The organism is Hymenobacter sp. 102 (assembly GCF_049949205.1).
Classification (GTDB): Bacteria; Bacteroidota; Bacteroidia; order Cytophagales; family Hymenobacteraceae; genus Hymenobacter.
The window spans coordinates 2,758,445-2,785,024 of sequence record NZ_CP188172.1; the positions used below are offsets into that span (position 1 = coordinate 2,758,445).

24 protein-coding genes are annotated in these 26,580 nt (G+C 60.7%); 8 read left to right on the forward strand and 16 right to left on the reverse strand.

Going from position 1 to position 26,580, the window contains the following annotated elements; all coding sequences use genetic code 11:
- Window positions 1-68: 68 nt before the first annotated feature.
- On the forward strand, window positions 69-548 hold the full coding sequence (locus ACN19L_RS11800) for a DUF4293 domain-containing protein (RefSeq protein WP_426489706.1): 480 nt from the start codon (window positions 69-71) through the stop codon (window positions 546-548).
- An 86-nt stretch (window positions 549-634) separates the two neighbouring features.
- Here the strand turns inward: ACN19L_RS11800 and ACN19L_RS11805 are convergent, their stop codons facing one another.
- From ACN19L_RS11805 to fumC, 7 genes are all read right to left on the reverse strand, one after another.
- Window positions 635-1,351, reverse strand: coding sequence for a porin family protein (locus tag ACN19L_RS11805; RefSeq protein ID WP_426489707.1), 717 nt, complete (start codon window positions 1,349-1,351; stop codon window positions 635-637).
- An 84-nt stretch (window positions 1,352-1,435) separates the two neighbouring features.
- Window positions 1,436-2,053 (reverse strand): thioredoxin family protein, encoded by a 618-nt coding sequence (locus ACN19L_RS11810; RefSeq protein ID WP_426489708.1) that lies wholly within the window; start codon window positions 2,051-2,053, stop codon window positions 1,436-1,438.
- 121 nt (window positions 2,054-2,174) lie between these two features.
- Entirely contained in the window at window positions 2,175-2,687 is a 513-nt protein-coding gene (locus tag ACN19L_RS11815) for a DinB family protein (RefSeq protein ID WP_426489709.1), read from the reverse strand.
- Window positions 2,688-2,805: 118 nt separating this feature from the next.
- On the reverse strand, window positions 2,806-3,276 hold the full coding sequence (locus tag ACN19L_RS11820; protein WP_426489710.1) for a DUF6970 domain-containing protein: 471 nt from the start codon (window positions 3,274-3,276) through the stop codon (window positions 2,806-2,808).
- A gap of 122 nt (window positions 3,277-3,398) precedes the next feature.
- Window positions 3,399-3,806, reverse strand: coding sequence for a diacylglycerol kinase family protein (locus tag ACN19L_RS11825; protein ID WP_426489711.1), 408 nt, complete (start codon window positions 3,804-3,806; stop codon window positions 3,399-3,401).
- Complete coding sequence (locus tag ACN19L_RS11830) at window positions 3,799-4,392, reverse strand: GNAT family N-acetyltransferase (RefSeq protein WP_426489712.1); 594 nt, start codon at window positions 4,390-4,392, stop codon at window positions 3,799-3,801. The genes ACN19L_RS11825 and ACN19L_RS11830 overlap by 8 nt, the downstream gene beginning before the upstream one ends.
- 172 nt (window positions 4,393-4,564) lie before the next feature.
- On the reverse strand, window positions 4,565-5,971 hold the full coding sequence (gene fumC, locus ACN19L_RS11835; RefSeq protein WP_426489713.1) for a class II fumarate hydratase: 1,407 nt from the start codon (window positions 5,969-5,971) through the stop codon (window positions 4,565-4,567).
- 197 nt (window positions 5,972-6,168) lie between these two features.
- On the opposite strand from fumC, the gene ACN19L_RS11840 reads away from it, so the two are divergent.
- Window positions 6,169-6,456, forward strand: coding sequence for a hypothetical protein (locus tag ACN19L_RS11840; protein WP_426489714.1), 288 nt, complete (start codon window positions 6,169-6,171; stop codon window positions 6,454-6,456).
- A gap of 201 nt (window positions 6,457-6,657) precedes the next feature.
- On the opposite strand, the gene ACN19L_RS11845 is transcribed toward ACN19L_RS11840, so the two are convergent.
- The 4 genes from ACN19L_RS11845 to radA all read right to left on the reverse strand — a co-directional run bounded on the left by ACN19L_RS11845 (window position 6,658) and on the right by radA (window position 11,890).
- The gene (locus ACN19L_RS11845) at window positions 6,658-8,043 is read right to left on the reverse strand and encodes a TonB family protein (protein WP_426489715.1); all 1,386 of its coding nucleotides are present in this window, start codon (window positions 8,041-8,043) and stop codon (window positions 6,658-6,660) included.
- Window positions 8,030-8,644, reverse strand: coding sequence for an RNA polymerase sigma factor (locus tag ACN19L_RS11850; RefSeq protein ID WP_426489716.1), 615 nt, complete (start codon window positions 8,642-8,644; stop codon window positions 8,030-8,032). Before ACN19L_RS11850 ends, ACN19L_RS11845 begins: the two co-directional genes overlap by 14 nt.
- A gap of 110 nt (window positions 8,645-8,754) precedes the next feature.
- Window positions 8,755-10,209: a TlpA family protein disulfide reductase gene (locus tag ACN19L_RS11855; protein ID WP_426489717.1), complete on the reverse strand. Its 1,455-nt coding sequence runs from the start codon at window positions 10,207-10,209 to the stop codon at window positions 8,755-8,757.
- A gap of 292 nt (window positions 10,210-10,501) precedes the next feature.
- Window positions 10,502-11,890, reverse strand: a complete 1,389-nt coding sequence (gene radA, locus ACN19L_RS11860; RefSeq protein ID WP_426489718.1) for a DNA repair protein RadA — start codon at window positions 11,888-11,890, stop codon at window positions 10,502-10,504.
- Between the two features lie 514 nt (window positions 11,891-12,404).
- On the opposite strand from radA, the gene ACN19L_RS11865 reads away from it, so the two are divergent.
- The 5 genes from ACN19L_RS11865 (at window position 12,405) to ACN19L_RS11885 (ending at window position 19,651) form a co-directional block, all read left to right on the forward strand.
- A complete protein-coding gene (locus ACN19L_RS11865; RefSeq protein WP_426489719.1) occupies window positions 12,405-14,564 on the forward strand; it encodes a lectin-like domain-containing protein in 2,160 nt (719 codons plus the stop codon).
- Window positions 14,565-14,787: 223 nt separating this feature from the next.
- Window positions 14,788-16,161 (forward strand): sensor histidine kinase, encoded by a 1,374-nt coding sequence (locus tag ACN19L_RS11870; protein ID WP_426489720.1) that lies wholly within the window; start codon window positions 14,788-14,790, stop codon window positions 16,159-16,161.
- A 96-nt stretch (window positions 16,162-16,257) separates the two neighbouring features.
- Complete coding sequence (locus tag ACN19L_RS11875; protein WP_426489721.1) at window positions 16,258-17,913, forward strand: FAD-dependent oxidoreductase; 1,656 nt, start codon at window positions 16,258-16,260, stop codon at window positions 17,911-17,913.
- A 266-nt stretch (window positions 17,914-18,179) separates the two neighbouring features.
- On the forward strand, window positions 18,180-19,007 hold the full coding sequence (locus ACN19L_RS11880; RefSeq protein ID WP_426489722.1) for a metallophosphoesterase family protein: 828 nt from the start codon (window positions 18,180-18,182) through the stop codon (window positions 19,005-19,007).
- Between the two features lie 5 nt (window positions 19,008-19,012).
- Complete coding sequence (locus ACN19L_RS11885; protein WP_426489723.1) at window positions 19,013-19,651, forward strand: hypothetical protein; 639 nt, start codon at window positions 19,013-19,015, stop codon at window positions 19,649-19,651.
- 63 nt (window positions 19,652-19,714) lie between these two features.
- Here ACN19L_RS11885 and ACN19L_RS11890 read toward each other — a convergent pair whose 3' ends face one another.
- On the reverse strand, window positions 19,715-21,082 hold the full coding sequence (locus tag ACN19L_RS11890) for a lysophospholipid acyltransferase family protein (RefSeq protein ID WP_426489724.1): 1,368 nt from the start codon (window positions 21,080-21,082) through the stop codon (window positions 19,715-19,717).
- Window positions 21,083-21,261: 179 nt separating this feature from the next.
- Here ACN19L_RS11890 and ACN19L_RS11895 point away from each other — a divergent pair, with 179 nt between their 5' ends.
- On the forward strand, window positions 21,262-22,059 hold the full coding sequence (locus ACN19L_RS11895) for a tetratricopeptide repeat protein (RefSeq protein ID WP_426489725.1): 798 nt from the start codon (window positions 21,262-21,264) through the stop codon (window positions 22,057-22,059).
- A 223-nt stretch (window positions 22,060-22,282) separates the two neighbouring features.
- Here ACN19L_RS11895 and ACN19L_RS11900 read toward each other — a convergent pair whose 3' ends face one another.
- The 4 genes from ACN19L_RS11900 to ACN19L_RS11915 all read right to left on the reverse strand — a co-directional run bounded on the left by ACN19L_RS11900 (window position 22,283) and on the right by ACN19L_RS11915 (window position 26,383).
- Entirely contained in the window at window positions 22,283-23,374 is a 1,092-nt protein-coding gene (locus tag ACN19L_RS11900) for a chorismate mutase (RefSeq protein WP_226271385.1), read from the reverse strand.
- 49 nt (window positions 23,375-23,423) lie between these two features.
- On the reverse strand, window positions 23,424-24,269 hold the full coding sequence (locus tag ACN19L_RS11905; RefSeq protein ID WP_226271384.1) for a prephenate dehydrogenase: 846 nt from the start codon (window positions 24,267-24,269) through the stop codon (window positions 23,424-23,426).
- A 10-nt stretch (window positions 24,270-24,279) separates the two neighbouring features.
- Window positions 24,280-25,443: a pyridoxal phosphate-dependent aminotransferase gene (locus ACN19L_RS11910; protein WP_426489726.1), complete on the reverse strand. Its 1,164-nt coding sequence runs from the start codon at window positions 25,441-25,443 to the stop codon at window positions 24,280-24,282.
- Between the two features lie 70 nt (window positions 25,444-25,513).
- The gene (locus tag ACN19L_RS11915; RefSeq protein WP_426489727.1) at window positions 25,514-26,383 is read right to left on the reverse strand and encodes a prephenate dehydratase; all 870 of its coding nucleotides are present in this window, start codon (window positions 26,381-26,383) and stop codon (window positions 25,514-25,516) included.
- Window positions 26,384-26,580 lie beyond the last annotated feature (197 nt).

Below are 26,580 nucleotides of genomic sequence, written 5' to 3' on the forward strand. Positions count from 1 at the left end.
CGTAGTTGGCTACTTTTGCCGGCCCCGCAGGGCGGTCATTTCCTAAGTAGAACTGTCAAAACACAAAGATGATACAAAGAATCCAAAGCGTATTCCTGCTGCTGCTGGCCCTGGGCATGCTGAGCCTGCTGTTTCTGCCCCTGTGGAGCAAAACCGACCCCGCCAGCCAGCAAACCGTGGTGCTCACGGCCACGCATTTAGGCTACCAGCACGCCGATGCCGGTATGTCGGTACCCCCGGCCAGCCCCTGGCCTATTGCGGCGCTGGCCGTAGCTTCGGCGGCCGTGGCGCTGCTGGAAATCTTCCAGTTCCGCAACCGCTTCAACCAGCTCAAGCTGGGCATGCTCAACATTTTGCTGATTACGGCTACCATCGGGGCGGCCTTTTACTACTCGGGCATCGGGGAGCAGATGCTCAACATCAAGATTCCCGGCACGTTTGAGGCTGGTTTCTACATTGCCACTCTCTGCCTGCTGCTGAACCTGCTGGCCTCCCGTTTCATCCGCCAGGATGAGAAGCTGGTGCGCAGCATGGACCGCCTGCGGTAGCGAGCTGTTTTTAGCACAAGCCTGAAAACGCAACGGCCGGACTTTATGAAAGTCCGGCCGCTGCGTTTTCAGGCTTGTGCGGATGATTACTGTTTAGCGCCGAATAGGATACCACCGGTAATGGTAAATCCTTGATGCCGCAGGGTATAGTCGGTACCGTTGTAGCTGCGCACAAAAAAATCTCCCAGATCGGGCGAATAGCGGCCAGTTAGGCTGAAGGCAAGCCGCTCCGACTGCTTCCACAGCAGTCCACCGCCCAGGGCCACTCCGGGCACAATATTGTTGTTGGTATAAGTATTTCCCGAAGAGTAGTAGTTCGGATTCGTTTTCCGCTCATTCAGGGCAAAATTCAATACGCCCCCACCCTGCACGAACATAGCCAACTGTCCGGTTTCCGGCACCTGCAGATGCAGCAACAGCGGAATTTGCAAGTAGTGCATACTAATCGGGTCCTGGTCACTGAAGACCCCGCCGGCCATCTGTCCGCCTTTGCGGACGTAGTTTAGCTCCTCCTGCAGCCACAGAACGCCGTGCAGCTGTTGGCGGGCCAGTACGCCAACTGTTACAGCTTCAGCCGGTCGGTTTTCGGCGGAATAGTTGCCATAGTAGCCCGTAGATTGCCTGGTAAAGTAGTCTACTTCTGAGCCGGACAGATGGTGGTTGCTGTAGCCAATCTGCACGCCCCAATAATGCGGCTTGGCGGGAGTTGCCGCTCCAACAGCGGGAGTTGACTCCGTGGTTTGAGCCGCAGCAACGCTGCCAGCTAATAAAAAGACCGTGCTACAGAATAAAAATGAGCGCATATACAAGAAAAAAGTGAGCATACACCCTGTATGCTCACTTCAAAACTACTGCGCAGGCCTCGGCTTTCCTTGCAGCACCAGCAGCTACAACGCCTGCACAATGTGCAGCAGCTCCTGCTGAGTACTCAGGGTTTTGTCCTTGGCGTACCAGCCGTGAATTTTCTCGGCGTACTCTTCATGAGTGGCCCCGGCGGCTTTCAGCTCCAGCAGCAGGTTCTGAGCCTCGTTGGGGCGGGGGCCCCAGATGGTGGCCTCCGTAAGGGTATCGGCGTGCAAAATGAGCAGCTTGGGAATGGAGCGGCTGCCGTTGGTGAGGTAGCGGTCCATCAGGTCCAGGTTTTCGTCGCGCAGCAGGTAGTGGGTGCGCAGGCGGCCGTGGCTGGCCCGGGCTATTTTCTCCAATACCGGCACTATCTGGGCCGCGTCGCCGCACCAGCCTTCCGTGATGATTACCCACTCGTAGCTGCGGGTGAGCTTGTCCAATGCAGCCTGCATTTCCGGGGTCAGCTCGGCCTTTTTATCCAGCCGCTCCATGCGCTGAATGTTGAGGCGGGCGTAAGCCGTCAGCTCGTCCGATTGGTTTTCGCCGGTGGTTTTGCCCTCAGCCATCAGCGTATCAATCAGCGCACGGTACGCATCGTAGGAATACGCCTGGGCCAGGCGTTCGGGACTGATAACGGGGGGTTGCGCGGGAGGATTCATACAGAGTTGCGGCTCAAAAAACGGTGGAGAAAGTGTTTGCTGAAGATAACAAACGAAAAACCCCTACGGTTGGCCGAAGCTCCACCGCAGGGGTTTTCAAAAACTGCTGACTCGGGTATCCTTACAGGCTGGGCACATCGGCCATTTCGGCCTTCGCCGACAGCTCCCGGCAGTAGGTGATAAAGTCAGTATTGATGGGCTCCAGGCCGGCCGCGCGCAGCTCCTTGGCCACTTGCGCCCGGTGGTAGTTGCCGTGTACCGGCACGTGGGTCAGAATATCCGACACCTGGCTGGTATAGCCTTCCCCGACGGAGTTGGTGTAGGTGATGAGGCGCTCCAGTTCAGCCCGATTAGTGGTGGTAGCCTCCACGCCGTACTGGTGGAACCGCTCAGAGGTTTGCGCGTGCCAGTGGTGCAGGCCAGCCAAATCGTGCTCCTGCCACACTTTTACGGGGCTGGGCGTGCTGGTGAGGCGGCCCAGCCAGATGGCCTGGGCATTGAGTACGTGGCTGAAGATGCGCAGGGCACCCTGCGGCAGGGTGGCACCCTCGGCCACGAGGCCGTCGAGGTGGCGCAGCAGGGTAGCATTAGCCCACACAGAGTAGGCCCCCAGCTTTTCGATGGTATTGATCATGGTACTAGAAGTGAGTACAGAGACATGAGAATGGAGACTCTGCCGGGCAAAAGGGAAAAAGGAAGCGGTACAGAATCTCACTTCTCATGTCTCTGTACACGCTTCTAGCTTGGGTAGCTTACCGGGGGTCCTGCCAAACCAGCCGTTCCTCGGTGCGCTTTTTTGTGAAATCCGGACACTGGCCGTCGCCTTTGCCCGTCAGGCCGCCTTCGGGGTGGCAGAGCATTTTCCCGTCGGCAGCGTAGAGGTTGGTGTACTGGTCGCAGCAGGGGCTGGTTTCGTAGTACACCGTGGCTCCATTGAACTGGTAGCTGTAGATGTGAATGGGCGGGTTAGCCTTTTTCTCGCTGAGGTGGCGCTGAATCCGGTCCTCCAGCCACTTCGGCCGCTTCTTATCATCAAAAGCCGGCGTATTATCGGGGGTGGGCTCAATGGTGTTCACGCTGGTCGGGGCCGGGGTGGATACGCTGCCGGCCAACCCGGTCTGGGGGGCATCGGTGGGCGTGGTAACGGCCACGTTGCGCTGGCAGGCAGTGGTGGTGAGCAGGGCCGCTGCCGTAGCAGCCACCAGAAACAGGGAAGAACGCATAAGTCGAAGGGTCGGGGGTAGGCGGGAAACCGCTGCATCCGCACGCGCAATGGGGCGGCAAAGATGCACACAAACCTGCGTTACGCAGTTATCCATCCAGTGTTCAGTAGCGCAAGCCTTTCTTACGGCCCCAGCAACGCCCACACCCGCGGCCCGAAAATCAGCAGGCCCACCACCAGGGCCGCCAGGGCCATTACCAGCACCGCCCCGGCCGCCACGTCCTTGGCCCGGCCGGCTAGCGGGTGGTAGTCCGGCGACACCAGATTTACCACGGCTTCAATAGCCGTATTCACCAGCTCGGCGCACCACACGGCCCCCACCGCCAGGGCCACGGCCGCCCACTCCCAGCGGGCCAGCCCAAAGCACAGCCCCAGGGCCACCACTACCACCGTAGCCGCCGCGTGAAACCACAGGTGTATCTCGGTGCGCAACGCCGCGCCCACGCCCCGGAAGGCGTAGCCGAAGCTGGCTGCCCGCTGGCGCAGCACCGCCGGAAACCGGCGCGGCGAGGGTTCATTGGGCTCAGCCACGGGTATCAAACTGTTGAAAGACCGTCTGGCGCAGGCGGTTCCACTCGGGCCGGATGATGCTGAAGATAACCGTGTCGCGGCGGCGCTGCCCCTGGGTAACGCGGTGGCTGCGCAGCGTGCCCTCCTCCGTGGCTCCCATGCGGCGCATGGCATTCTGCGACTTGTGGTTGCGCGCGTCGGTTTCCAGCTCCACCCGCTCACAGCCCAGCCCGTCGAAGGCGTAGCGCAGCAGGGCGTGCTTGGCGGCCCGATTCAGGCCGCTGCGCTGAAACTCCTCTCCTACCCAGGTGTAGCCAATGCTCAGGCGGGCATCGGCCGCATCCACGTTGTAGTAGCTGGTGCTGCCGGCCACGCGGCCGGTGGCTTTGTCGATAATCAGAAAAGGATAGCGGCGCTGCTGCTGCCGGGCCTGCAGGGCATCCGTGAGGTACTTCGCCAGGCTGATGGGGTCGTCGGCGCGGCTGAGGGTATAGGTCCACAGAGCCGGCGTGGCTGCCACCGGGCGCAGCGCTTCAAAGTCGGCCGTTTGCAGGGGGCGCAGCAATACGCGGTTGTTTTCGAGCTGAATATCCTGGGCGAAATCCATGCGGGCGAAGGGAGTTGGGAAGTGGGATGTAAAGATGCCAAAAAAACAAACCGCCGCGGCCCTGCTTCGGACCGCGGCGGTTTGCGTAGTGCTTGGTTGTTAGCGCCTAGTGCTTGGGTCGTTTGGATAGACTAGTACCATCAACTAAGCCCCAGGCCCTATCAACCAAGCACTATTTCTTGATTTCGCCCACCATATCCTCGGGCTTCAGCCACTCGTTGAACTGCTCCTCGGTGAGGTAGCCGAGTTGCAGGGCAGTTTCCTTCAGGGTTGAGCCGTTCTTGTGGGCCGTTTGCGCAATTTCGGCGGCTTTGTAATAGCCGATGTGGGGGTTGAGGGCCGTTACCAGCATCAATGACGAATCGACGTGCTTCTTGATGTTGGCTTCCAGCGGCTCGATGCCCACGGCGCACTTATCGTTGAACGATACGCACACGTCGCCGATGAGGCGGGCTGAATGCAGGAAGTTGTAGATCATCACCGGCTTGAACACGTTCAGCTCAAAGTGGCCGTTCATGCCGCCGATGTTGATTGCCACGTCGTTGCCCATTACCTGGGCGGCTACCATGGTCATGGCCTCGCACTGGGTGGGGTTCACCTTGCCGGGCATGATGCTGGAGCCGGGCTCGTTGTCGGGAATGTGCAGCTCGCCGATGCCGGCGCGGGGGCCCGAGGCCAGCAAGCGGATGTCGTTGCCGATTTTCATCAGCGAAGCGGCCACCGTTTTCAGGGCACCGTGGGCCTCCACAATGGCATCGTGGGCAGCCAGAGCCTCAAACTTGTTTTCGGCCGTCACGAAGGGCAGACCGGTCAGCTCGGCAATGTATCTGGCCACGTTCTCCGAGTAGCCGGCAGGCGTGTTGATGCCCGTACCCACGGCGGTGCCGCCCAGGGCCAGCTCCGAGAGGTGGGCCAGCGTGTTCTTGATGGCACGCAGGCCGTGGTCGAGCTGCGACACGTAGCCGCTGAACTCCTGCCCCACCGTCAGCGGCGTGGCATCCATGAGGTGGGTGCGGCCGATTTTGACGATGTGCATGAACTGCTCCGATTTCTGCTTCAGCGTGTCGCGCAGCTTCTCAATGCCCGGAATCGTCACCTCCATCAGGATTTTGTAGGCGGCAATGTGCATGGCCGTCGGGAACGTGTCGTTAGAGCTTTGGCTCTTATTCACGTCGTCGTTGGGAGCCAGCACCTTCTTCTCGTCCGAGAGGCTGCCGCCCTGCAGCACGTGGCCGCGGTAGGCCACTACCTCGTTCACGTTCATGTTGCTCTGGGTGCCCGAGCCGGTCTGCCACACCACCAGCGGAAACTCCTTGTCGAGCTTGCCTTCCAGAATTTCGTCGCACACGCGGCCAATCAGCTCAGCCTTATCGGCGGGCAGCACGCCCGCGTCGCGGTTGGTGAGGGCCGCGGCTTTCTTGAGATAAGCGAAGGCGCGGATGATTTCTTTGGGCATCCGGTTGATGTCCTGGGCAATCTGGAAGTTATCGATGCTGCGCTGGGTCTGGGCGCCGTAGTAGGCGTCGGCCGGCACCTGCACGGTGCCCATGGTATCTTTCTCGGTGCGGAACTGCGTCATACTTCTGGTAGGGTGAGAAGAGAATGAGGTAACAGATGACAGGCCACGGCCGAAGCCGCGCCGCAAAAGTACGCAACGCCACCCCGCCCCCTACCGAAACGCCAAAATTCTGCCGCTTCCTGGCCCGGCTGCCGGGCTTCCGTCTGCGTACACCGGTGCAGCCGACTATTCCGGCTCATCATTCAGCTCTTTCAGCCATGAAAAAGACCTTCGAAGACGAATCCGACGCCCTGTCCACTTCGCCCACCACGCCAACTGCTCACCAAAGCGCCGCCGTCACGCCGCCCAACCACGAAAACCAGGAGTCTACCAGCACCCGAATATCTGGTGCCTCCGCTACTACTGACACACCGGTAGCCGTAGCCGGCAATGGGGCACCCGACTATAGCCAGGTAGAATTGAAAACGGAACCCGAGCTACCCACCCCCGATAAAGCCGGCGGCAGCGCTACCGAGCCCGAGAGTGGCGGCGGTTACAGCGGGTAGCGGTGAACTGATGCAGTGTCATTGCGAGGCCAAGCCGAAGCAACCCTTCCTTTTCACTGCTCAACGCCCTGAAAAGCAGAAAGTCCCTGATGCCTGGTTCTGGCGTCAGGGACTTTCTGCGTGAGGCTGGGTTAGGAACTGCGTGAAGGACGAATTGCGTCGGCTTCGCTTCGCAATGACACTGCACCAGTTCACCATTCGTTACCGTTGCTCTATTTTGAACGGAACACCCACCACTACCTTACGGGCCATACGGCGGCCGTTTTGCACGGCCGGGAACCAAGTGGGGCCCTCTTTTAGCAAGCGCAACGCCTCCTCGTCGCACTCCGGCGACACGGATTTTACCACTTTGAAGTCGCTAAGTTTGCCGTCGGCCCCTACTGTGAATTGTACCCGCACGGTGCCTTCGCGGCGGTCTGTCAGGGCTTTTTCAGGATAGTCGAGGCTGTCGGCCAGGTACTGGCGCAGCTTGCCGTAGCCCCCGGCCGGCGTAGCCGAAATACTGGGCAGCATGGGCGGGGCCTCGCGGCGCACCACCACTACTTCGCTGAGTTGCCTGGTATCGGGAGCCAGGGCCAAGGCCAGCGTGGAATCGGAGGGGCGCAGGGACTGGGTTTTGCTGGTGTAGCCGATAGAGGTAATCAGCAGCTGCCCAGTAGCGGCGGGTACACGCATCTGAAATCTACCATCGGCGTCGGTGCTGGTTCCGTTCTGCGTGCCGGGCACCAGCACAGTAGCACCCGGCAGCGGTACGCCGGCAGCATCCGTTACGCGGCCCTGAATAGTCCGGGTAGCGTCAGGCACCGCCGCCGGCACTGCAGCTGCAACGCCGGCCACCCGCGCCATTTTGGCTTTTGCCGCCGCTGGTTGGGGAGCCACCGCAACTTCCGCGTCACCAGCTGTCGGCTCAGCTTTCGACATCACCGCCGCTGTCGGCTCCGATACCACTGCCGCTACATCGGCCGCCGCAGCTGCCCGCTCGGCCTGGTCGGCAGACTGGTTAAGGGTTGTTTCCGCGTCGGCTACCACAACCGGGCGGCGGAAACGAGAGGCCAGTAGTGGCCGCCGTACCGGTGAGGTGGGAGCTACTGGCGTTACAGCGGCTACTTCCGGAGCCACTGTAGCGGCGGCTGGTTCGGCCGGCTGCACCGAAGCGGCCCCAGGGCTTTCAGGAGGAGTTACTACCGGGATAGATCGGGTAGCCAGCCCAACCGGACTGCTGAAGCGGCTGATGGCCAGCCACCCTACTATACTAAATGAAAGCAGCAGTACGGCAGCCGCAGCCAGAGGCCGCCACGCCCACAGTGGCAGCACGGCAGGCTCAGGGGCAGCCTCATTCGCCAGCTCTGCCACGCGGGTGCGCAGGCGTTGGCGTACCTTCTCCATGCTGGCATCATGCGCAGCGGCGGATTGCAGTTCCAGGCCCTCCAACACGTCGGCGCACACCGCACAATCCAAGGCGTGGGCTTCCACGCGGTGCTCCTCGGCAGGCGGCAGCTCCCCCGCCACGTACCGGCGCAGCAGCTCCACGGGCAGGTGGGCACCAGCCGGAGTAGAAAATGCGGACGTGGACTCAGGGCGAGGCATCGGAGGCGGAGGCTTGCAGCAGGCGGCGCAGGTTGCGCTTGCCATTTTGCAGGTGACTTTTTACGGCATTCAGGTCGAAACCCGTAAGGGCAGCTACTTCGCGGTAGCTTTTCTTTTCTAAATAAAACAGTTCCAGGCACTGGCGCTGACCGGGGGGTAGTTCGGCGAGGGTGTGTTCCAGCTGTTGCAGGTGCTGCTCGTGCAGCTCAGCTTCGGCGGGGTCGTCGGCCGTTAGATGCCGGGCCGCCACCAATTCCATACCGGCCTCGTCGGAAAAATGCACCACCGCAGGGCCGGCCCGCTGCCGGGCCCGCAGCACCATCAGGCAGTGGTTGCGGGCGGTGGCGTGCAGCCAGGGCGGAAAGGTTTCCACTTCGTGCTGCCGAAGCTTAACCACTAGCTGCTCAAACAGCTGCATCACGGCATCCTGGGCATCTTCCTCGCTGTGGAGGTAGCGCCGGCAGATAGCCAGTACACCGCTCATGTGCCGCTCGTAAAGCACGCCTACATCGGCTACGTCGCCCTGGGCACGGTAGCGCCGGAGCAAATCCTCATCGGACAGCTGGGCAGCGGGCGTAGGGCGGGAGCGGCGGAACAGCATGGCGGTGGCAAGCTAAAGCATTCAGCGCGAAAATGCCGTGCTCTACACAACCGAAACGCCGCCCAACTAAGTTAAGCGGCGCTTCAAACGAAAAATCAGTAGTGCGGCGTTTACCGCCCCGCCGGTAGGGTACTGCTGTACGTGTTGGCCTTACCAAACGACTCCTTGATTTCATCGTAGGCGGCGCGGCTGCTCAGACGCTTAGGCTTGGTGTTGAGAAAAGTACCGTCTTCGGCCAGCAAAAAGTAGCTGGGAACATCCTGAATGGCGTAGGCCCGGGCCACAGTTGAGCGCATACCGCCGGGCGTGCGCACATGCAAACCAGGGAGTTTCTTGCTGATTACCAACTGTTTCCAGGCGCCATCATTTTCATCAAGCGCAATGTTCAGGAACACAATGTTGCGACCTTCAAACTTCTTAGCCAACTCCGACTCGTACGGCAGGTCGCGCAAAGCTAGCCCGCTGGTAGTGCGCCAGAAGTTGATATATACCAGCTTGCCGGCAAAGCTTTTCAGGCTTACCGTGTCGCCTTTCGAGGAAACCAGCTGAAAATCGGGCGCCGGGGAGCCGATGGCGAAGGCTTTGTGAGTATCAAAATCCTGCTTCAGAACCGGGTAATACTGGTTTTTTTCATCAACGATGCGGAAGTCCTCCAGCATAGCCGCCGACTGCTTTACGTGCCCAAACCGGAATGACTCCTTGAGTACGCGCCCCATTACAATTGGCTTAGCTGGCCCCTCCAGCTGTTTCTTGGCCAAATCGTAGCATACTTGGTAAAAATCGGGGTCAGTACGCTGCTTGCCGCTGGCCAAGGCCAGGTAGTGAATGTAGTTGAGCAGAAACTCATGATACATTTCACTCTGCACTGCCCCGCCGTTGTTGATCAGGCTTTTATCATCCAGAAAACCATAATAGCCCGGCGACATTTTCAACCGTGATTCGGTGGCTACCACCTGTTCGCGCAGGTCCTGGAAGGTGAGGCGGTCATTGGCGTAGCTATAGTCAATTTCGGCCTTCACGTAGTTGCGGAAAGCTGGGCTGAGACCCTCGCCACCATCTTCCAGAAACTTATTCTCCTCTTTACGGCGGTACTCCAGGAACGAGAGGAAGGGGGCTTCGTAGAGCATGATATTATCAGGAAGCACCTGAAAACCATCATTTTCCACAAACTTATCATCCATTTCGGTCAAGAAGGTGTTGGCTTCGGCCCCTTTGCCCTTGTATCGAACGGAGGTAGCCAGATCAGAGCCTTTGAAGCGGACATCCAGCTGATCACCAGGCTCCAGAAACATATCGGCTACGTCGTCACCGTACACCAAATCGGCCCGGGTAGGACCGTTAACGGTCAGTGCCAGCCGGAATTCACCTTTACTATCAAGGCGAGCGTAGGTAATCTGCTCCTTCGCATCCAGCGGATTCTCGCGCACGGATACGGCCACAGTATCGGCGGTACGGCCACTCACTTTACCCGTGAGAATAACGGTTCCTTGCGCCCGCCCCAGCAACGGGGCGGCCAGCAACCCAGCCCAGAACAGGGCAGTAGAAAGAGTAAATCTATAGGCCATTGGTTGGTTGCGGTTGCGGAGAAGAGAATCGGACCCTACACAGCCGCAGGGCAGTTTCTGCCCCACGAAACCAGTTGGTTCGCGGTAAAAGCCAATTCCTTATCCGAAGATACGAGAGAACTGTCGAGAAAGTCCAATCCGGCGAGTCACTTTTTTCGTAACCCGCTGACCGATACCAAAGTTTTGAACGCCGGCGTAACGACACAAGGTACCACGCAGGTAAAAAACAGGATTTAAACCAGTCCGAACGCGGTGCAAAGGATACGGGTGGTTGATTGTACTGCCCAGCCGATTATCCAAACAAACCAGTCAGTACTTCATCCAACCGCCCCGATGGGTGCACCCGAATACCGTAGCGGGCCAAGTCCAGACCCTTTGCATTAAACTGCGAAATGTACATTTCCGCAAATCCCAGCTTCTCGGCCTCGCTCAGACGCTGGTCGAGGCGGCTTACGGCCCGGATTTCCCCGCTTAGCCCTACTTCTGCCGCCAGGCAAATTTCGTTGCGGATGGGTACATCGTTCAGGGAGCTAACCACGGCCGCGCACACGGCCAGGTCCAGGGCGGGGTCTTCAAGACGCAGCCCCCCGGCAATGTTCAGAAACACATCATGCTGGCCCAGGCGCAGGCCGCTGCGCTTTTCCAGCACCGCCAGCAGCATCTGCAGGCGCTTGGCATCGAAGCCGGTGGCGCTACGCTGGGGCGTACCGTAGGTGGAGGGCGTTACGAGGGCCTGCACTTCTACCAGCAGCGGGCGGTTGCCTTCCAGCGTGGCCCCGATAGCCATACCGCTCAAACTTTCGGTGCGCTGGCTGAGCAGGATTTCGGAGGGGTTGCTCACCTGCCGCAGGCCGGCACCCTGCATCTCGTAAATGCCCAGCTCGGAGGTGGAGCCGAAGCGGTTTTTCACGGTGCGCAGGATGCGGTAGGTAAGGTGCCGGTCGCCCTCAAACTGCAGCACGGTATCCACCATGTGCTCCAGAATTTTGGGGCCGGCAATGGAGCCATCCTTGGTGATATGGCCGATGAGCAGCACTGGTACGCCAGTATCTTTGGCATACTTCAGCAGCTCGGTAGTACACTCGCGCACCTGGCTTACCGAACCCGGACCGGCCTCCACAATAGTACTGTGCAGCGTCTGGATGGAATCAACTACTACCACGTTGGGCTGCAGCTGGTCAATCTGCCGGAAAATATTCTGGGTGTTGGTTTCAGTGAGGATGTACAGGCCGGGGTGCTGGCGGCCCAGGCGCTCCGCCCGCATCTTGATCTGCTGCTCACTCTCTTCCCCGCTCACGTACAGAATGCGTAACCCATTGAGCTGCATGGCAATCTGAAGCATCAGGGTACTTTTGCCAATACCCGGCTCGCCCCCGATCAGCACCAGAGAGCCGGGCACCAGCCCCCCACCCAGCACCCGGTTCAGCTCCCCATCGTGGGTGTTCAGGCGAGATTCCTCTTCGTAGAGAATGTCGCCCAGGGGCTTGGGCTTGGCCGCTTTGGTGGTAGTGCCTACCGAGGTGGAGGCCTTCCAGGCGTTGGCGGCAGTGTTGGTGTCGGGCTTTTCTACCACCTCCTCCACGTAGGTGTTCCACTCGCCGCAGCTGGGGCAGCGGCCGATCCACTTGGCGGATTGAGCCCCGCAGTTCTGGCAGAAAAAGAGCGTTTTGACTTTGGCCATGCCGATGAGTTCAGAAGCAACAGGAAAAACTAAAGAATGCAGCGCGGAGCTAAAAAGTTTGGCAAGAAACAGGTTTTTCGGCTTGCATACGCACTACCGGGCGTAAGTCCTGATTAAGAGTAGATCAGGAAAAAAAGCGGGAACGATGCTGCGCTATGGAGGGAAGAAGGCTGGAAGTCGGTTATACTTTATTAATATATTACTCTAAATTAATATATTACTCTAAAATTTTCCTCTGGCGCTACATCAGGCCGGTGGCAGAAACTACGGTGTTGGAGTTACTCAGAGAGGAGTTACTCAGCAAACAGGACATTAAAAGAATCTATTTAGGAAGAGTAGCCTGGTTCAGCAGCGTTACGATGCCAAGCCTGATTGGTCATGGTCTTTTCGTTAGCGAGCGAATAATTGTACTTATCTACTATACGTGTTGATACATATTTATCATTGATACTTTTGCGCGCACACTGCTCATTGTCAAATACCTTTCCTCCAGGCTGCTATACAATTTGTTGCCATGCGCTCTTCGTCCGAACACACCTTGCCTTACGCAGTAGGTCAGCTATTGCCCGTCACAGTGCCCCGTACCTGGCCGCACCGCCTGCTGGTGTTGGCGGGCCTAACCGTCAGCTTGTCAGCCGTGCGGCCGGGCAGCGCCCACGCGCAGGCTCAGTACAAGACCAACGGAGCAGCGGCGGCCAGCACCACCTGTACCAACGGATTTACCTTAACACCGGAAGCCGGCCAGACGTCGGGCTCCGTGTGGCGGCTGCAACAGCTTACACTGGCCAAGTCATTTGTCTTCAATTTCTCGGTGTACCTCGGCACCCTCGATGGCAATGGGGGCGACGGAATGGTTTTCGCCCTGCAGCGTAACTCCAACGGCACAACAGCCTTGGGTGGCGGGGGGCAGAACATGGGCATGGCTGCCATTTCTCCTTCCGTCAGCATTGAGTTTGACACGTATGATAACGGGAACACCATTGGGGATATAGCCGCCGACCATATTGCCATTGTCAGAAATGGTCAGTTTGGCAGCCCGGTTACGTTTACCACGCCCACCGGCGGCACAGCCCAGGCCATTCCGGCGGCAGTTGATGCCAACGGTGCGGCCCTCAACATTGAAAATGGCGCGTATTATCCAGTGAAGGTTACCTGGAACGTGAAGACCAAAACGCTGCAGGTGTATTTCAACAACGCGCTGCGGGCTACGTACGCCGAAGACTTTGTCAGCACCGTATTCAGCAATAATCCGTTGGCTTACTGGGGTTTCACGGCCTCGACCGGCGGCGCGTACAACAAAATGGAAGCCTGCAGCCTGGCCTTCGACTACGACCAGGATACCGATGGCCTGACCGACACGCAGGATGCCGACGATGATAATGACGGTATTGCCGACACCTCGGAAGCGGGCAACGTGGATGCTACCGCCGACGCCGATGCTGACGGCGTACTGAATTACCAGGATGCTGATTTCGGAACGCTTAACGCCAGAGGAGTAGTGAGCAGCCTGGATGCTGATGGTGACGGAATCATCAATCAGTTTGACCTGGACTCTGATGCCGACGGTATTGCGGACGTAGTGGAAGGCACTGATGGCAAAATGAGCAACGGATTCCGCGCTATATACAGCGCCGCCGATGGGCAATATACACCCGCGGTAGATGCCTCCGGCCGGCCTCAGAACACCAGTTCCTACACCTCGCTGCCTGATACCGACGGGGACGGCAAACCCGATTACCTGGATACCAACGCCGACAACGACGCCGTGCCCGACTGGATGGAAGCGTTTGATGACAATACGAGCGGCTACTCCTCCGATGACCTGGTTGCCCGCGCGGCAGCCTTTGTAGCGGCCGGCGGCAACAGCACCTACTACCCCAGCACCGACGCCAACAACAACGGCTCCCGCGACTGGCTGGACGACGGCAACGCTAACGGCATTCCGAACTTTCTGGACGTGAGCAGCACGTATTTCCACGACACGGATGGTGACGGGCTGGTGGATTTGCTGGATGCTTCTAACCTGGGCAAAGGCTACGCCGATGTAACCACCTACCCTGACCGAAACGGCAATACTATTCCAGATTACCGGGATGCCGCCGTGGTAACCCCGCTGCCAGTGGAGCTGGTGTCGTTTACGGCGCGGGGGGTGGGCCACCAGGTACTCCTGACGTGGGTTACAGCCTCCGAGCTCACGAATGCCGCCTTCGTGGTAGAAGCCAGCCCCGACGGCCAGACATTTTTCGACCTGACCAAAGTACCCGGGGCCGGCACCACCAATCAGCGCCATGAGTACCAGTACACCGACGCTACCCCGGCCCGCTACGCCTCGGTGGCCGTGTACTATCGTCTGCGGCAGGTAGATACCGATGGACAGGTGCGGCTGTCAGCAGTGCGGGTGGTGGCGGTGAGGGTGCCAAACGGCCCGATGCTCGCCCTACCGACCCCTTTCAGCACGCAACTCACACTGCAGCTTTCTGCAACGGCAGCTGGCCCTGCCCACCTGGAAGTGCTGACGGCCACTGGTAAACGCCAGTTGGTGCAAGAGGTAGTGTTACAGACGGGCAGCACGACGCTGCTGGTTCCTCAGGCAGCAGCCTGGCCGGCCGGTCTGTACACCGTGCGCATTACGCAAGGCCAGCAGGTGTACCGCACAAAAGCCGTGCGGTACTAATTATTCCGGCCCTTCACCAGCAACAACCGCCAGCCTTTTACCGGGGCTGGCGGTTGTTGCTGGTGAAGGGCCGTCAGCCGGGGCTGCAGCCCCGCCGTTGGACGATAGTTCGGCAGTTTCTGCCCTGTACTATGGCTACAGAAGCAGGAAAAAGTAACTTGACCCCTTCACCACCGGCCGGTGGATTGTTACTGATTTTTCCCGGTCTGTCCCACCATCTGCCATGCCTGCTCCCGACTTAACCCGCATTCCGACCTTCGCCGGCTTACCCCCCGAAACCCTGGACTGGCTACTGGCCAATGGGGAGCAGCGGTGTTATGAGCCTGGTGAAATAGTAGCCCGCCCCGGCGACGAAGCCGAATACCTGATGGCCATTCTGGCGGGCGGCCTGCAGTTCTACACCCTGCACAACGGCAGCCGGGAGCCGGCTTTCCGGGTAGAAGAGGGCCAGGTGAGCGGCGTGTTGCCGTATTCCCGGCTCCGCGTTATCCGGGGTGAAAGTGTGGCGGTGGGCGAAACCTGGCTGTACCTGCTGCACCGCAGTAAGTTTCCGGACCTGGAGCAAACCAGCCCCGAGCTGGTGCAGCGGCTGGTGAGCCTGATGAGCGACCGGGCCCGGCAGGAAGCCCGCACCCAGGAGCGCGACGACAAGCTGCGGGCCTTGGGGAAGCTCTCCGCCGGCCTGGCCCACGAGCTCAACAACCCGGCCGCGGCCATCATGCGGGCCTCTGAGCGACTCACGAGCAACCTGCAGGCCCGGCCCGCGCTGTTGCAGGCACTGGTGCGCCACTGCCCCAGCCCCGAAGCCCTGACGGAGCTGACGCGGCTGGCGGCCTCACCGGTTATACCCGCCTTCACCTCGGCCCTGGACCGCGCCGATGCCGAGGATGAGCTGGCCGACTGGCTGGAGGTGCAGGGCGTGCCCGATGGCTACCAACTGGCGGCCGGGCTGCTGGATGCGGGCCTTACTTTGTCGGGCCTGTCTCCGGCCCTGGCGGCGTGGGCCGCCGAGGCCCGGCCCGCCGCCCTGGCCTGGCTGGAAGGCCAGCTCACGGCCCTGCGCTTGGTTCACGATGTGCAGGAAGCCGGCTCCCGCATTACCACGCTGGTAGCCAACGTAAAAACCTACAGCCACATGGACCGCGGGCAGGATTTCGCCCCGCTGGATATTCATACTGGCCTGGAAAGCACCCTCAATATGCTCGGCTATTCTTTGCGGGCCAAAAACCTGCGGGTAGTGCGCGACCTGTCCCCCGACCTGCCCCAGGTGCGCGGGCAGGTCAGCAGCCTCAATCAAGTATGGACCAACCTGCTCGACAACGCCATTGATGCCCTGCCCCCCGGCGGTGAAATCACCCTGCGCACCCGCCGGGAAGACGATTTTGTACGGGTCTTCATTATCGACAACGGCCCCGGCATTCCGCCGGAGGTGCTGCCCCGGGTACTGGAGCCCTTCTTCACCACCAAGCCGGCCGGCGAGGGTTCCGGCCTGGGTCTCGATATTGCCCTGCGTATTGTGGAGCAGCACGGCGGCCACCTGGAAATCCAGTCGGAGCCCGGCCACACGGAGTTTGGCGTGTGGCTGCCGGTACGGTGAAATGGTGAGTTTACCGCTTATCAAAACCAAAGTGCTTGACCCGCGCTGGCAGCATCACTAAAACAGCAGCTCACTCTCTTACAAATTCACCACTCCATGAAAAAGCCGGTTCTCCTCTGCGTAGATGATGATCCGCAGGTACTCAGTGCCATTGACCGGGACCTGCGCCAGGAATTCCGGCGCGACTACCGGGTGCTGCGGGCCGGCTCGGGCACCGAGGCCCTGAGCATTGTGCAGGAGCTGCACGACCGGGACGAGCCGCTGGCCCTGGTGCTGGCCGACCAGCGCATGCCCGATCTGGAAGGCGTGGAGGTACTCACGCGCACCCGGGAGCTGTTCCCAGAGGCCAAACGGGTATTGCTCACGGCCTACGCCGATACCGAAGCAGCCATCCGGGCCATTAACTCCGCCCGCCTCGACCATTACCTGATGAAGCCCTGGGACCCGCCTGAGCAGTTGCTGTACCCCACTCTGCGGGACCTGCTCACGGCCTGGGAAGCGGCCTACAAGCCGCCTTACCGCGGCGTGCGCCTTATCGGGTTTCAATGGTCGCCCCGCTCCCACGAGCTGAAGGACTTCCTGGCCGGTTACATGATTGGCTACCAATGGCTTGATTTTGAAACTGATGCGGAGGCTCAGGCGCTGCTGGCCCGCAAGCAGCTCACCTCCCACCAGTTGCCCGTCGTGATTCTGGAAGACGGCACGGCCCTGCCCAACCCCACGCCCACGGAGGTAGCCACCCGCATCGGCCTCACGGTGCAGGCCTCGCAGGAACTGTACGACGTAGTGGTAATTGGGGGCGGCCCGGCCGGGCTGGCGGCCGGCGTGTACGGCGCTTCGGAAGGCCTCAAAACCCTGGTGATTGAGCGCCAGACGCCCGGTGGGCAGGCCGGTACCAGCTCCCGCATCGAAAACTATTTGGGCTTCCCTACCGGACTGAGCGGCAGCGAGTTGGCTCACCGCGCCTGGACCCAGGCCGTACGTCTGGGGGCCGAAATTCTGGCTCCCCAGGAAGTGGTGGACCTCTGCGTGCAGGATGGCTACAAAGTGCTCAGGCTCAGCGACGGCAGCGAGGTAAAAACCCGGGCCGTAATCCTGACCACGGGCGTGAGCTACCGCACGCTGGAGGTGCCCGGCATCGACCGGCTGAGCGGGGCGGGCGTGTACTATGGCGCGGCCCGCACCGAGGCCCGGTTCTGCCAGGAGCAGGACGTGTACATTGTGGGCGGGGGTAACTCGGCGGGGCAGGCGGCTATGTACCTGGCCACCTACGCCCGTCGGGTATTCATCCTGATTCGGGGTGAAAGCCTGGCTGCCAGCATGTCGGCGTACCTGATTGAGCAGATTGGACAGACGGAAAACATTGAGCTGCTGCCATTTACTGAAGTAGCCGAAGTATGCGGGGCCGACCACCTGGAGGAAGTCGTGATTCGGCGGCAAGGCCAGCTGGAGCGCCGCCCGGCCCGGGCGCTGTTCGTATTCATCGGGGCCCGGCCCAGCACCGAGTGGGTATGCAATACCATTGTGTGCGACGGCAAAGGTTTCGTGCTGACCGGCCGCGACCTGGTAACGGACGCGCGCTACGCCACCTCCTGGAAGCACCCGCGCCGGGAGCCTTACCTACTGGAAACCTGCGTGCCCGGCGTATTCGCCGCCGGTGATAGTCGTTCGGGAGCCATGGCTCGGGTGGCTTCGGCCGTAGGCGAGGGCAGCATGGCTATCAAGTTCGTGCACCAGTACCTGGATGAGTAGCAATCAATGGCTCCAAATGCCGGTTTCGACGGGTGTTCGGAGTTTTTTTACTGGAAACGCGGGCTCTCTGCCCGGTAGTGCAGAACCTGATTTTCCGGCCCTGATGAGCTGTAAAGCTACTTCTTGCCGGAAACGCGGCTGCGCAGGCAGCCCCCCAGACCACCCGAGCCCTCGGTTGGGGGCAAACTCTGCGTATGCCTCGCTAGTATATAGCGCCAGGCCTATCCCGTCGGACAGGCCGGTTGTTGTATTCAGTGCCGAGGCGTATGCGCTCATCTTTCCAAACTTTCTCCCTGCGGACTTTGCTGCCCGCAGCGGCTTCTCTCTTACTTGGCAGCTGTGACCTGCTTGAGTTCAGCCCCAACGACCACCGCGCCCCCGATTCGGAGCGCGACCTGACGGCCAAAAACCTGGCCCTGCTGGCCCAGCGCCCACTGCCGGCCGGTGATACGCTGCGGTTTGTGTTCACCGGCGACTCCCAGCGGTTCTACGATGATGCGGAGGACCTGGTAAAAAGCGTGAACCAGCAGCCGGGCATCCAGTTTATGCTGGTGGCCGGCGACATTTCCGACTTTGGCTTTGCCCGGGAAATGCGCTGGGTAAATGATGACCTGCGCAAGCTGAAAGTACCCTACCTCACGGTGGTGGGCAACCACGACCTGGTGGGCAACGGCCGCAAAGCCTACGAAGCCATTTTTGGGCCGCGTAACTATTCCTTCGTGTACGCCGACACCAAGTTCATCTTCGTGGACACCAACGGCCGCGAGTATAACTTCGACGGTACGGCCCCGGACATGGCGTTTGTGAAACGGGAGCTGGCCGATAACTCAGTGCGCCGCCACGTCATTATCAGCCACGTACCGCCCCAGGATGAGGACTTCGACCCCGCTCTGCCGGAGCAATACACCCAGGCACTGCGCGAAGACCCACGGCTGGTATTTGAGTTGAACGGCCACCGCCACTCCTTCAGCATCGGGGAGCCTTTCAACGACGGTGTGACCTATATCAACTCCTCCTCGTTCGAGTCGCGCCAGTACGTTATCCTGACGGTGTGGGGTGACAAGCAATTCCGCCTGAAAAAAGTAACCTTCTGATTCCGATGCTGTACCGCCTGATTCTGGCTGCCCTGGTGGCGGCCCCGCTGACCGCGTCGGCCTCTTCTTTTGCTGTTGCAGCCCCTGCCCCCGATACCACCGGTGCTGCTCCCGCGGCCGGCTCAGCCCGCCGCTGGTATCAGCCGGCCCACGTGGTGCTGCAAACCGGCGGCGGCCTGGGCATGGTAGCCGGGGGCGTCGGCTTCAGCCTCAAAGACCGCCTCGACCTGGATATTCTGGTGGGCTACGTTCCCGAGAAGTACGCCGGATCGGCTTTGTCGCTGGCCTCTGCCAAATTGTTGTTCTCGCCCTGGACCCTGCCGCTGAGCCCTAAACTTTCGGTGAAGCCCTTGTCGGTGGGCGGCTATTTCAGCTACACCCACGGCACCCTCAACGACGAGGAACCCAACCAGTATCAGCCCGGCTACTACTGGTTCTCGACGGATACCCGGATTGGCCCCCTGCTGGGCAGCCGCCTGAGCTACGCCCTGCCCCCCACGGCTTCCGGCCGCCACCGCAACCTGTCGGCCTACTACGAATTCAGTACCAACGACCTGTATCTGGTCAGCTACGTGCAGAATACCAAAAGCCTTTCCCCGGCTGATATCCTGACGCTGAGCCTGGGCCTGAAGCTGGACATTTAGCGTTGCGGGCTGATTGCGGTGAGTTGCCAGAACCTTGGCCCAGGCCCCCCGGCTACGTACCCGCTACTTCGCCAGGTACGTAGCCCGGGCCTCGCGCAGCAGCCGTATCAACTCAGTGCGCTGGCGGAGCAGTGCTTCCAGCCGCTGAGGATGTTGCCGGAACAGGCGTTGCACCCGCAGGCGGCGCAGGCGACTACGCAGGTTGCCAGCGTAGCTCAGGGCGTAAAACCCGGTGAGCGGCAGACTGATAAAGTACAGCAGTGCCCAGAGCCAGCTGCCGGTGAAATGGTGCACCAGGGCGGTTTGGCCCAGGTAGAACCCGGTAAAGGCTATCATACCTACTACCAGCATGATGGGAGCTACAAACTCCACATCCTTGGTGGCCCTGCGGGCTACCAACGACGGGAGCTTGTAGGGCAAATAGTTGTTGATGAGCCCGTACAGATACAGCGGCGCCCCCAGCACCAGCCGCACCCCGGCCGATACGGCCCGGTGCAGCCGCCCCCCCGACGGCCCCCGCATTTCCAGGGCGTCATCGGTGAGGCGCAGGCGGTGCAGCTCCTCGTGGTAGGCCTGTAGCTTCTCCCGGGCCTCGCCCAGGCGGCCGGCATCGTGCTGCTCAAAATAGCGCACGGCCTTGAGCAGGGTGCGGCTGAGCTGAAAGTTGTCGTAGAGGGTTTCTTCGTCGTCTTGGATAAGGTGCTGGCCGAAGGTGCGCTCCACCTGCGTTACCAACTCATCTTCCTCATCGGTGCGCGTAATTACCAGCCGTTGCTCCATGCGGCGGCGAATTTCCTCCGTGAGGGCATCGGCGGCGGCTTCGGGGTCCTGGCGGTACTGGTCGGCGTACTCGGCCACGGCAATGGGCTCGGCCACATCCACAAACACGTCGGAGCGGAACCGACTGGGGTCGAAGTAGTTGATACCCATGGGCAGAATGCGCAGGCCCAGCCGGAAATCGTGGCGGGCCTCGGCCCCCAGGGCAATGCGGGCCGCTCCGGTTTTCAGGGGCCGCAGCCGCCGCTCCTGCACGCTGGTACCCTCCGGAAAAATCATAATGGTGCCGCCCCTGTCGAAGTAATCATAGCAGCGCCCGAAAATCTTCTCGTTCATGGCTTCCAGCTGGGCCGGCGTCAGCTTTTCGGCTCCGGAATCCACATCCTGGCGACGGTAGATAGGAATGGAATTGCCCGACTCCATAATGGCCCGCAGAATCGGGTTCTGGAAGAAGGTGCTCTTGGCCAGGAAGGCAATGGGCTGGCGGCGGTTTACGGCCGCCACCAAGGGGTCCATGAGTGTGTTAGGGTGGTTGCTGCAGATGAGCAGCGGCCCGGGCTGCTGCAGGCGCTCGGGGTGGCGCACTTCCAGCTGCCGGAAAAAAACGCGCAACGCCACCTGCACCAGGGGCTTCATAACGGTGTAAAAAAGCATACCCGTGGGAAAGGGTGAGAGGAGAGTTGGTTATACTCAACCGTGGCCCCCAAGTTGCGGGAACGGGTTGGGGGTAGCAACCTGCACAATTTTCGGCGGAAGCGTCCAACCACAACCCGCCGAATTCAGACTTTTCAGCCGTGAGTCAGCCCGCCAAAAACCTGCATCTTTAGCCCTCGATGGCGCGCCTGTTTTTTCTCCTGTTTGTATGTTCCGCTGGTCTGGCCCTATGTCCGGCCCAGGCCCAAACCACAGCGGCTACTGCCGCTGCGGCCGAAGCAACGGCGTTGCGCCAAGCCCGGCAGCTGGTGATGGAGCGCCGCTACGAAGCCGCCTGGCAGCTACTTACCCTCACCGACCCCGCCAACGCGGTACCGGCCGTAGTGCTGGAGAAAACGGATGTGGCCCTGCACTACTATACCAACACCGAGAGCCTGCGCCGCTTCGCCTTCCGCAACCTTAAACTACTGGACCCCAGTCTCGACAGCATCCGCCAACTGGGTACCGACTCGTTACGCTACCGCTTTCCGGTACGCAAGGTGCTGGAACGTCTGCAAACCCGCTTCCCGGATAACTACAAGCTGGCCCGCGCCCTCGGCGACTACTATTTCACCGTGCAGCAATGCGACTGCGCTGAGGCCGAGTTGGGTGAAGACGAGGTGTTCCGGCGTACCATCAGGCAGTACCAGGAAGCCCACGCCCACGGCCAGGGCGACTACCTTTCTTACTTTGCCCTGGGCTATGCCTACCAGCGACTGGGGCAGTTTCAGGAGAGCTTGGCCCCGTTTGAGCGCAGCCTGCAGCTCCGGCCCACCTACGCCACCGCTCACCTCAACCTGGCCTTCGTACTGCTGGAAATCAAGCAGTTCCAGAAAGCCCAAGAACACGCCCGCCGAGCCGTGGAGCTGTTCCCCGACGACGCCCACAAGGAAGATGCCGCCTTCCTGCTCAGCCAGATTGAGGAGCGGATGAAATAGGTGGTTGGGTGGGTAGGTGGTTGAACGGCTGAGTTGCTATTGCGAGCAGCGCGAAGCAATCCGTCCTTTCCAGTGCTCCAAGCCTTGAAACGCAGAAAGCCCCTGACGTCTGGTTCTCACGTCAGGGGCTTTTGCGTGGGTCAGGGTGTTAAGCCTAGAGAAGGACGGATTGCTTCGCGCTGCTCGCAATGACAGTTCAACCACCCATCCACCATTCAACCATCTATTTTTGATTCATCACGCGGTTTTGGCGGTTGATGGACTCTAGGTGCACCGCGTCAAAGTACTTCATGATGAAGTCTTCGGTGAGGCCTAGCTTGTGGCCTTTCTGGATGCCGCGCTCCAGGATTTCGTTCCAGCGGCTGGCCTGCAGAATGGTGATGTTGTTTTCCTTTTTGTAGGTACCGATGTTCTCGGCTACCTGCATGCGGCGGCCCAGCAGGTGCAGAATCTCGTCGTCGAGCTGGTTGATTTGCTCGCGCATCTGGGCCAGCTTGTTCAGGAACTCCTGCTGGTCGGTGGTTTCGTGACGCCAGATCAGGCCGTCGAGCAGCTCGGCCAGGCGCTGGGGCGTTACCTGCTGCTTGGCGTCGCTCCAGGCGTTATCCGGGTCGATGTGCGACTCCAGCATCAGCCCGTCGAAGTCCAGGTCGATGCTTTTCTGGGCCACGGCGGCCAAACCGGTGCGGTTGCCGCAGATGTGGCTCGGGTCGCAGATGATAGGCAGCTCGGGCAGGCGGCGCTTCATTTCAATGGGCAGGTGCCACATGGGTGCGTTGCGGAACTCGGTGTTGCCGTAGCTAGCGAACCCCCGGTGAATCAGGCCCAGGTCCTTCACGCCCACTTTCGCCAGGCGCTCCACCGCCCCCAGCCACAATTCCAGGTCGGGGTGCACGGGGTTTTTGATGAGCACCGGAATATCTACGCCCCGCAGCGCATCGGCTAGGGCCTGCACCGAGAAGGGGTTGACGGTAGTGCGAGCCCCAATCCAGAGCACATCCACATCGAAGGCCAGGGCATCTTCCACGTGCTTGGGCGTGGCCACCTCCACGGTGGTAGGCAGGCCGGTGAGCTGCTTGGCCTTCTGCAGCCAGGGCAGGCCCTTGGTGCCGATGCCCTCGAACATGCCCGGCTTGGTGCGGGGCTTCCAGATGCCGGCCCGCAGCATATCCACCTTGCCGGTAGCGGCCAGCTGGGTGCAGGTGGCAATGAGCTGCTCCTCGGTTTCGGCGGAGCAGGGCCCGGAAATGATGAGCGGTTTTTTCTTCAGCAACGAGGTGGCAACGGGTTGCTCGGCGGTAAGCGACTGACTCATGGTATGGTTAGGTTGTATGTTTTGCGAGGAGCGGCTGTGTAACAACAGCTTACTTCAGAATTTTCTTGATGAGGTTGGCCTGCTGGATCTGTTGATAAACAGCCGGGTAGTCTTCCTGATTCAACAGCTGGCGCAGGTGCTGAAGCTGGTGAATATGCTCATCCAGCACATCGAGCACGTTTTCCCGGTTCTGGCGGAAGATGGGCACCCACATATCGGGCGAGCTTTTGGCCAGGCGCACCGTTGATTCGAAACCGCCGCTGGCCAGGGCGAAAATCTGCTCGTCTTCCTTTTCCTTTTCCAGCACCGTGAGGGCCAGGGCAAAGGAGGTGATGTGCGAAATGTGCGAAATGTAGGCCGTGTGCAGGTCGTGAGCGGTGCCATCCATGTACACCAGCCGCATGGCCAAGCGCCCAAATACAGCTTCCACCCGGGCCACGGCATCCGGGGCGCTACGGGGCGCGTCACAGATTACCAGCGTCTTATCCCGGAACAGCCCCGGCAAAGCCGCCGAAGGCCCCGAATACTCGGTCCCAGCCATAGGGTGCACCGCCACGAAGCGGCTCCGCTGGGGGTGATTCTCTACCGCGCCCAGCAACAGGGCTTTGGTGGAGCCTACGTCGATAACCGTTTGCCGCTCGGTGGCCGCGTCCAGCACCTGGGGGAGCACCGTGAGCATGGCATCCATGGGCACGGCCACCACTACCAGGTCGGCGCGCCGCACGGCCTCGGCCAAGTCCTGGGTGGGCTCATCAATGAGGCCGATGGCCACAGCTTCGCGCAGGTGCTCAGGGCTGCGGTCCACCCCGATGATGTGGTGGGCCAGGGCGGTTTCCTTGAGGCTCAGGGCCAGAGAGCCGCCAATCAGGCCTATTCCGATGATGGTAACTACCATGACGATGAGATTATTTGCCTAACGCCTCCCGCACCCGCGCCAGTGCCTGCTGCAGCACCTCAGTGGGCTGGCACAGACTGATGCGAATGAAGCCGTTGCCGTTGCTGCCGAAGATGCCGCCCGGCGTCAGGAACACCCGGGCTTGTTGCAGAATTTCGTCGCTGAGGGCGTAGCCGTCGGCATACCGGGCCGGCACCTGCGCCCACACGAACAGGCCTACCTGGTTGGCATTGAAGGTGCAGCCCAGTAGGTGCAGCAGCTCGAACACCAACTCCCGCCGGGCGCGGTAGTGGGCATTCAGCTCCTCGTACCAGCTGTTGTCTAGGTTCAACGCCTCCACGGCGGCCAGCTGCACTGGCAGGAACATGCCCGAGTCGAGGTTGCTCTTGAAGCGGAGCACGTCCTGCAGCACATCGGCCCGGCCGGCCAGCAGCCCCACGCGCCACCCCGCCATGTTGTGCGACTTACTCAAAGAGTTCAGCTCCAGAGCCACTTCCCGCGCCCCTGGTACCGCCAGCAGGCTCTGGGGCTGGGTTTGGTTCAGGATGAAGCTGTAGGGATTGTCGTGCACCAGCAGAATGTTGTGGGCCTGGGCAAACGCCACCAACTGCTCGAAAAACTCGGGGCTGGGGGCCGTGCCGGTGGGCATGTGCGGGTAGTTCACCCACATCAGCTTCACCCGGCTCAGGTCGCGCTGGGCCAGGGCCTGCAGGTCGGGCAGCCAGTTGTTCTCTGGTTTCAGGTCGTAGTCGACGGGGGTGGCGCCGCTGAGGTGGGCGGCGGCGCGGTAGGCCGGGTAGCCGGGGTTCGGAATCAGCACCTCGTCGCCGGCTTCCAGCAGCGTCATGCTGATGTGGATGATGCCTTCCTTGGAGCCCAGCAGCGGCAGCAGTTCCGTGTCGGGGTTCAGGGCCACGCCGTATTGCCGCTGGTACCAGTCGGCCATGGCCTGGCGCAGCGCGGGCACGCCCTTGTAGCCTTGGTAGGCGTGGGTGTTGGGCTGCTCGGCGGCGCGGGTGAGGGCGGCAATAACCTTGGGGTGAGGGGGCATATCGGGGCTACCGATGCCGAGGTTAATCACCTGCGCACCGGCTTTGTTCATGCCGTCAATTTCCCGCAGCTTCTGGGAGAAGTAGTATTCCTGAATATGCTGAAGGCGGCTGGCAACTTGCATGAGGGTAAGCTGATGGTTGGTTGTAATGGTTGGTTGAGGGCCTTGTTGTGACAAACAGCTGGTTGTTTAATTAGGCAAGCGTGAGCAGCTTCTTCGCCGGCTCCGAATGCAGGTTTTTGCTGTCATCCAGTCCTTTCGCGTAAGCTCCCAGCAGCTGCAGATTTTCAGTGAGCGGGGCCAGGGCAGCCAGGGTTTCGTCCAACTGGGCCGGAGCGTCAAACTCCAAATCGGCGTGGAAGAAGTAGTGCCAGGTGCGGCCCGGCTGGGGGCACGACTGCAGCTTGCTCAGGTTCACGCCCCGCTCGGCCACGGCCGTCAGGATGCGGGCCAGGCTGCCGGTAGTGTGCGGGGCTTCGAAATAGAGCGAGGCCTTGGTAGGTTGCTCCGTCATCGGGGCGTTTTCCGGGAGGGCCACCACCAGAAACCGGGTGTAGTTGTTCTTCTCCGACTGAATATCGGCGGCCAGCACGTTCAGGTCGAACAGCTCGGCGGCCAGGTGCCCGGCCACGGCGGCCACGCCCGTGCGCAGCCCTTCCCGGATGCGCTGGGCGCTCAGGGCCGTATCCTCGGTTTCTACCAGCTTCCAGTGCGGAAATTGATTCAGGTAATCCGCGCATTGCAGCAAAGCCATGGGGTGCGAGTGTACCTCCCGTATATCCTCCAGTTGCTGCCCGGGCAGCGCCAGCAGCTGCTGGCCGATGTGCAGGTACACCTCGCCTACCACCCGCAGGCCGGCCTTGCGCAGCAGGGTGTAGTTGGGCAGAATGCTGCCGGCAATGGAGTTTTCGATGGCCATAACGGCGGCGCGGGCCCGGCCCTGGGCCACGGCCTGCACCAGCGCGGTAAAGGTGGCGCAGGGCAGTACCGCCACGTCCGCGCCGAAGTGCTGGCGGACGGCTATCTGGTGGAAACTTCCGGCGAAACCTTGAATGGCAATCATTTTTTAGAAGTGAGAAATGAGTAGTGAGTAGTTAGACTGAGCAACAAAAAAGGGCCTCCGGTGTGGGGCCCTGGGTTGCAGTGGCGTGAAGCGTGGTGCTTCACAACTGGCAAGCGGGCCCCGGCGGCTTCCGGTAAAAGAAGCCGTAGCTAAAGCCGTAATAGAAGAATGCCTGCGGTGCCATGGGGCGGAAAAGT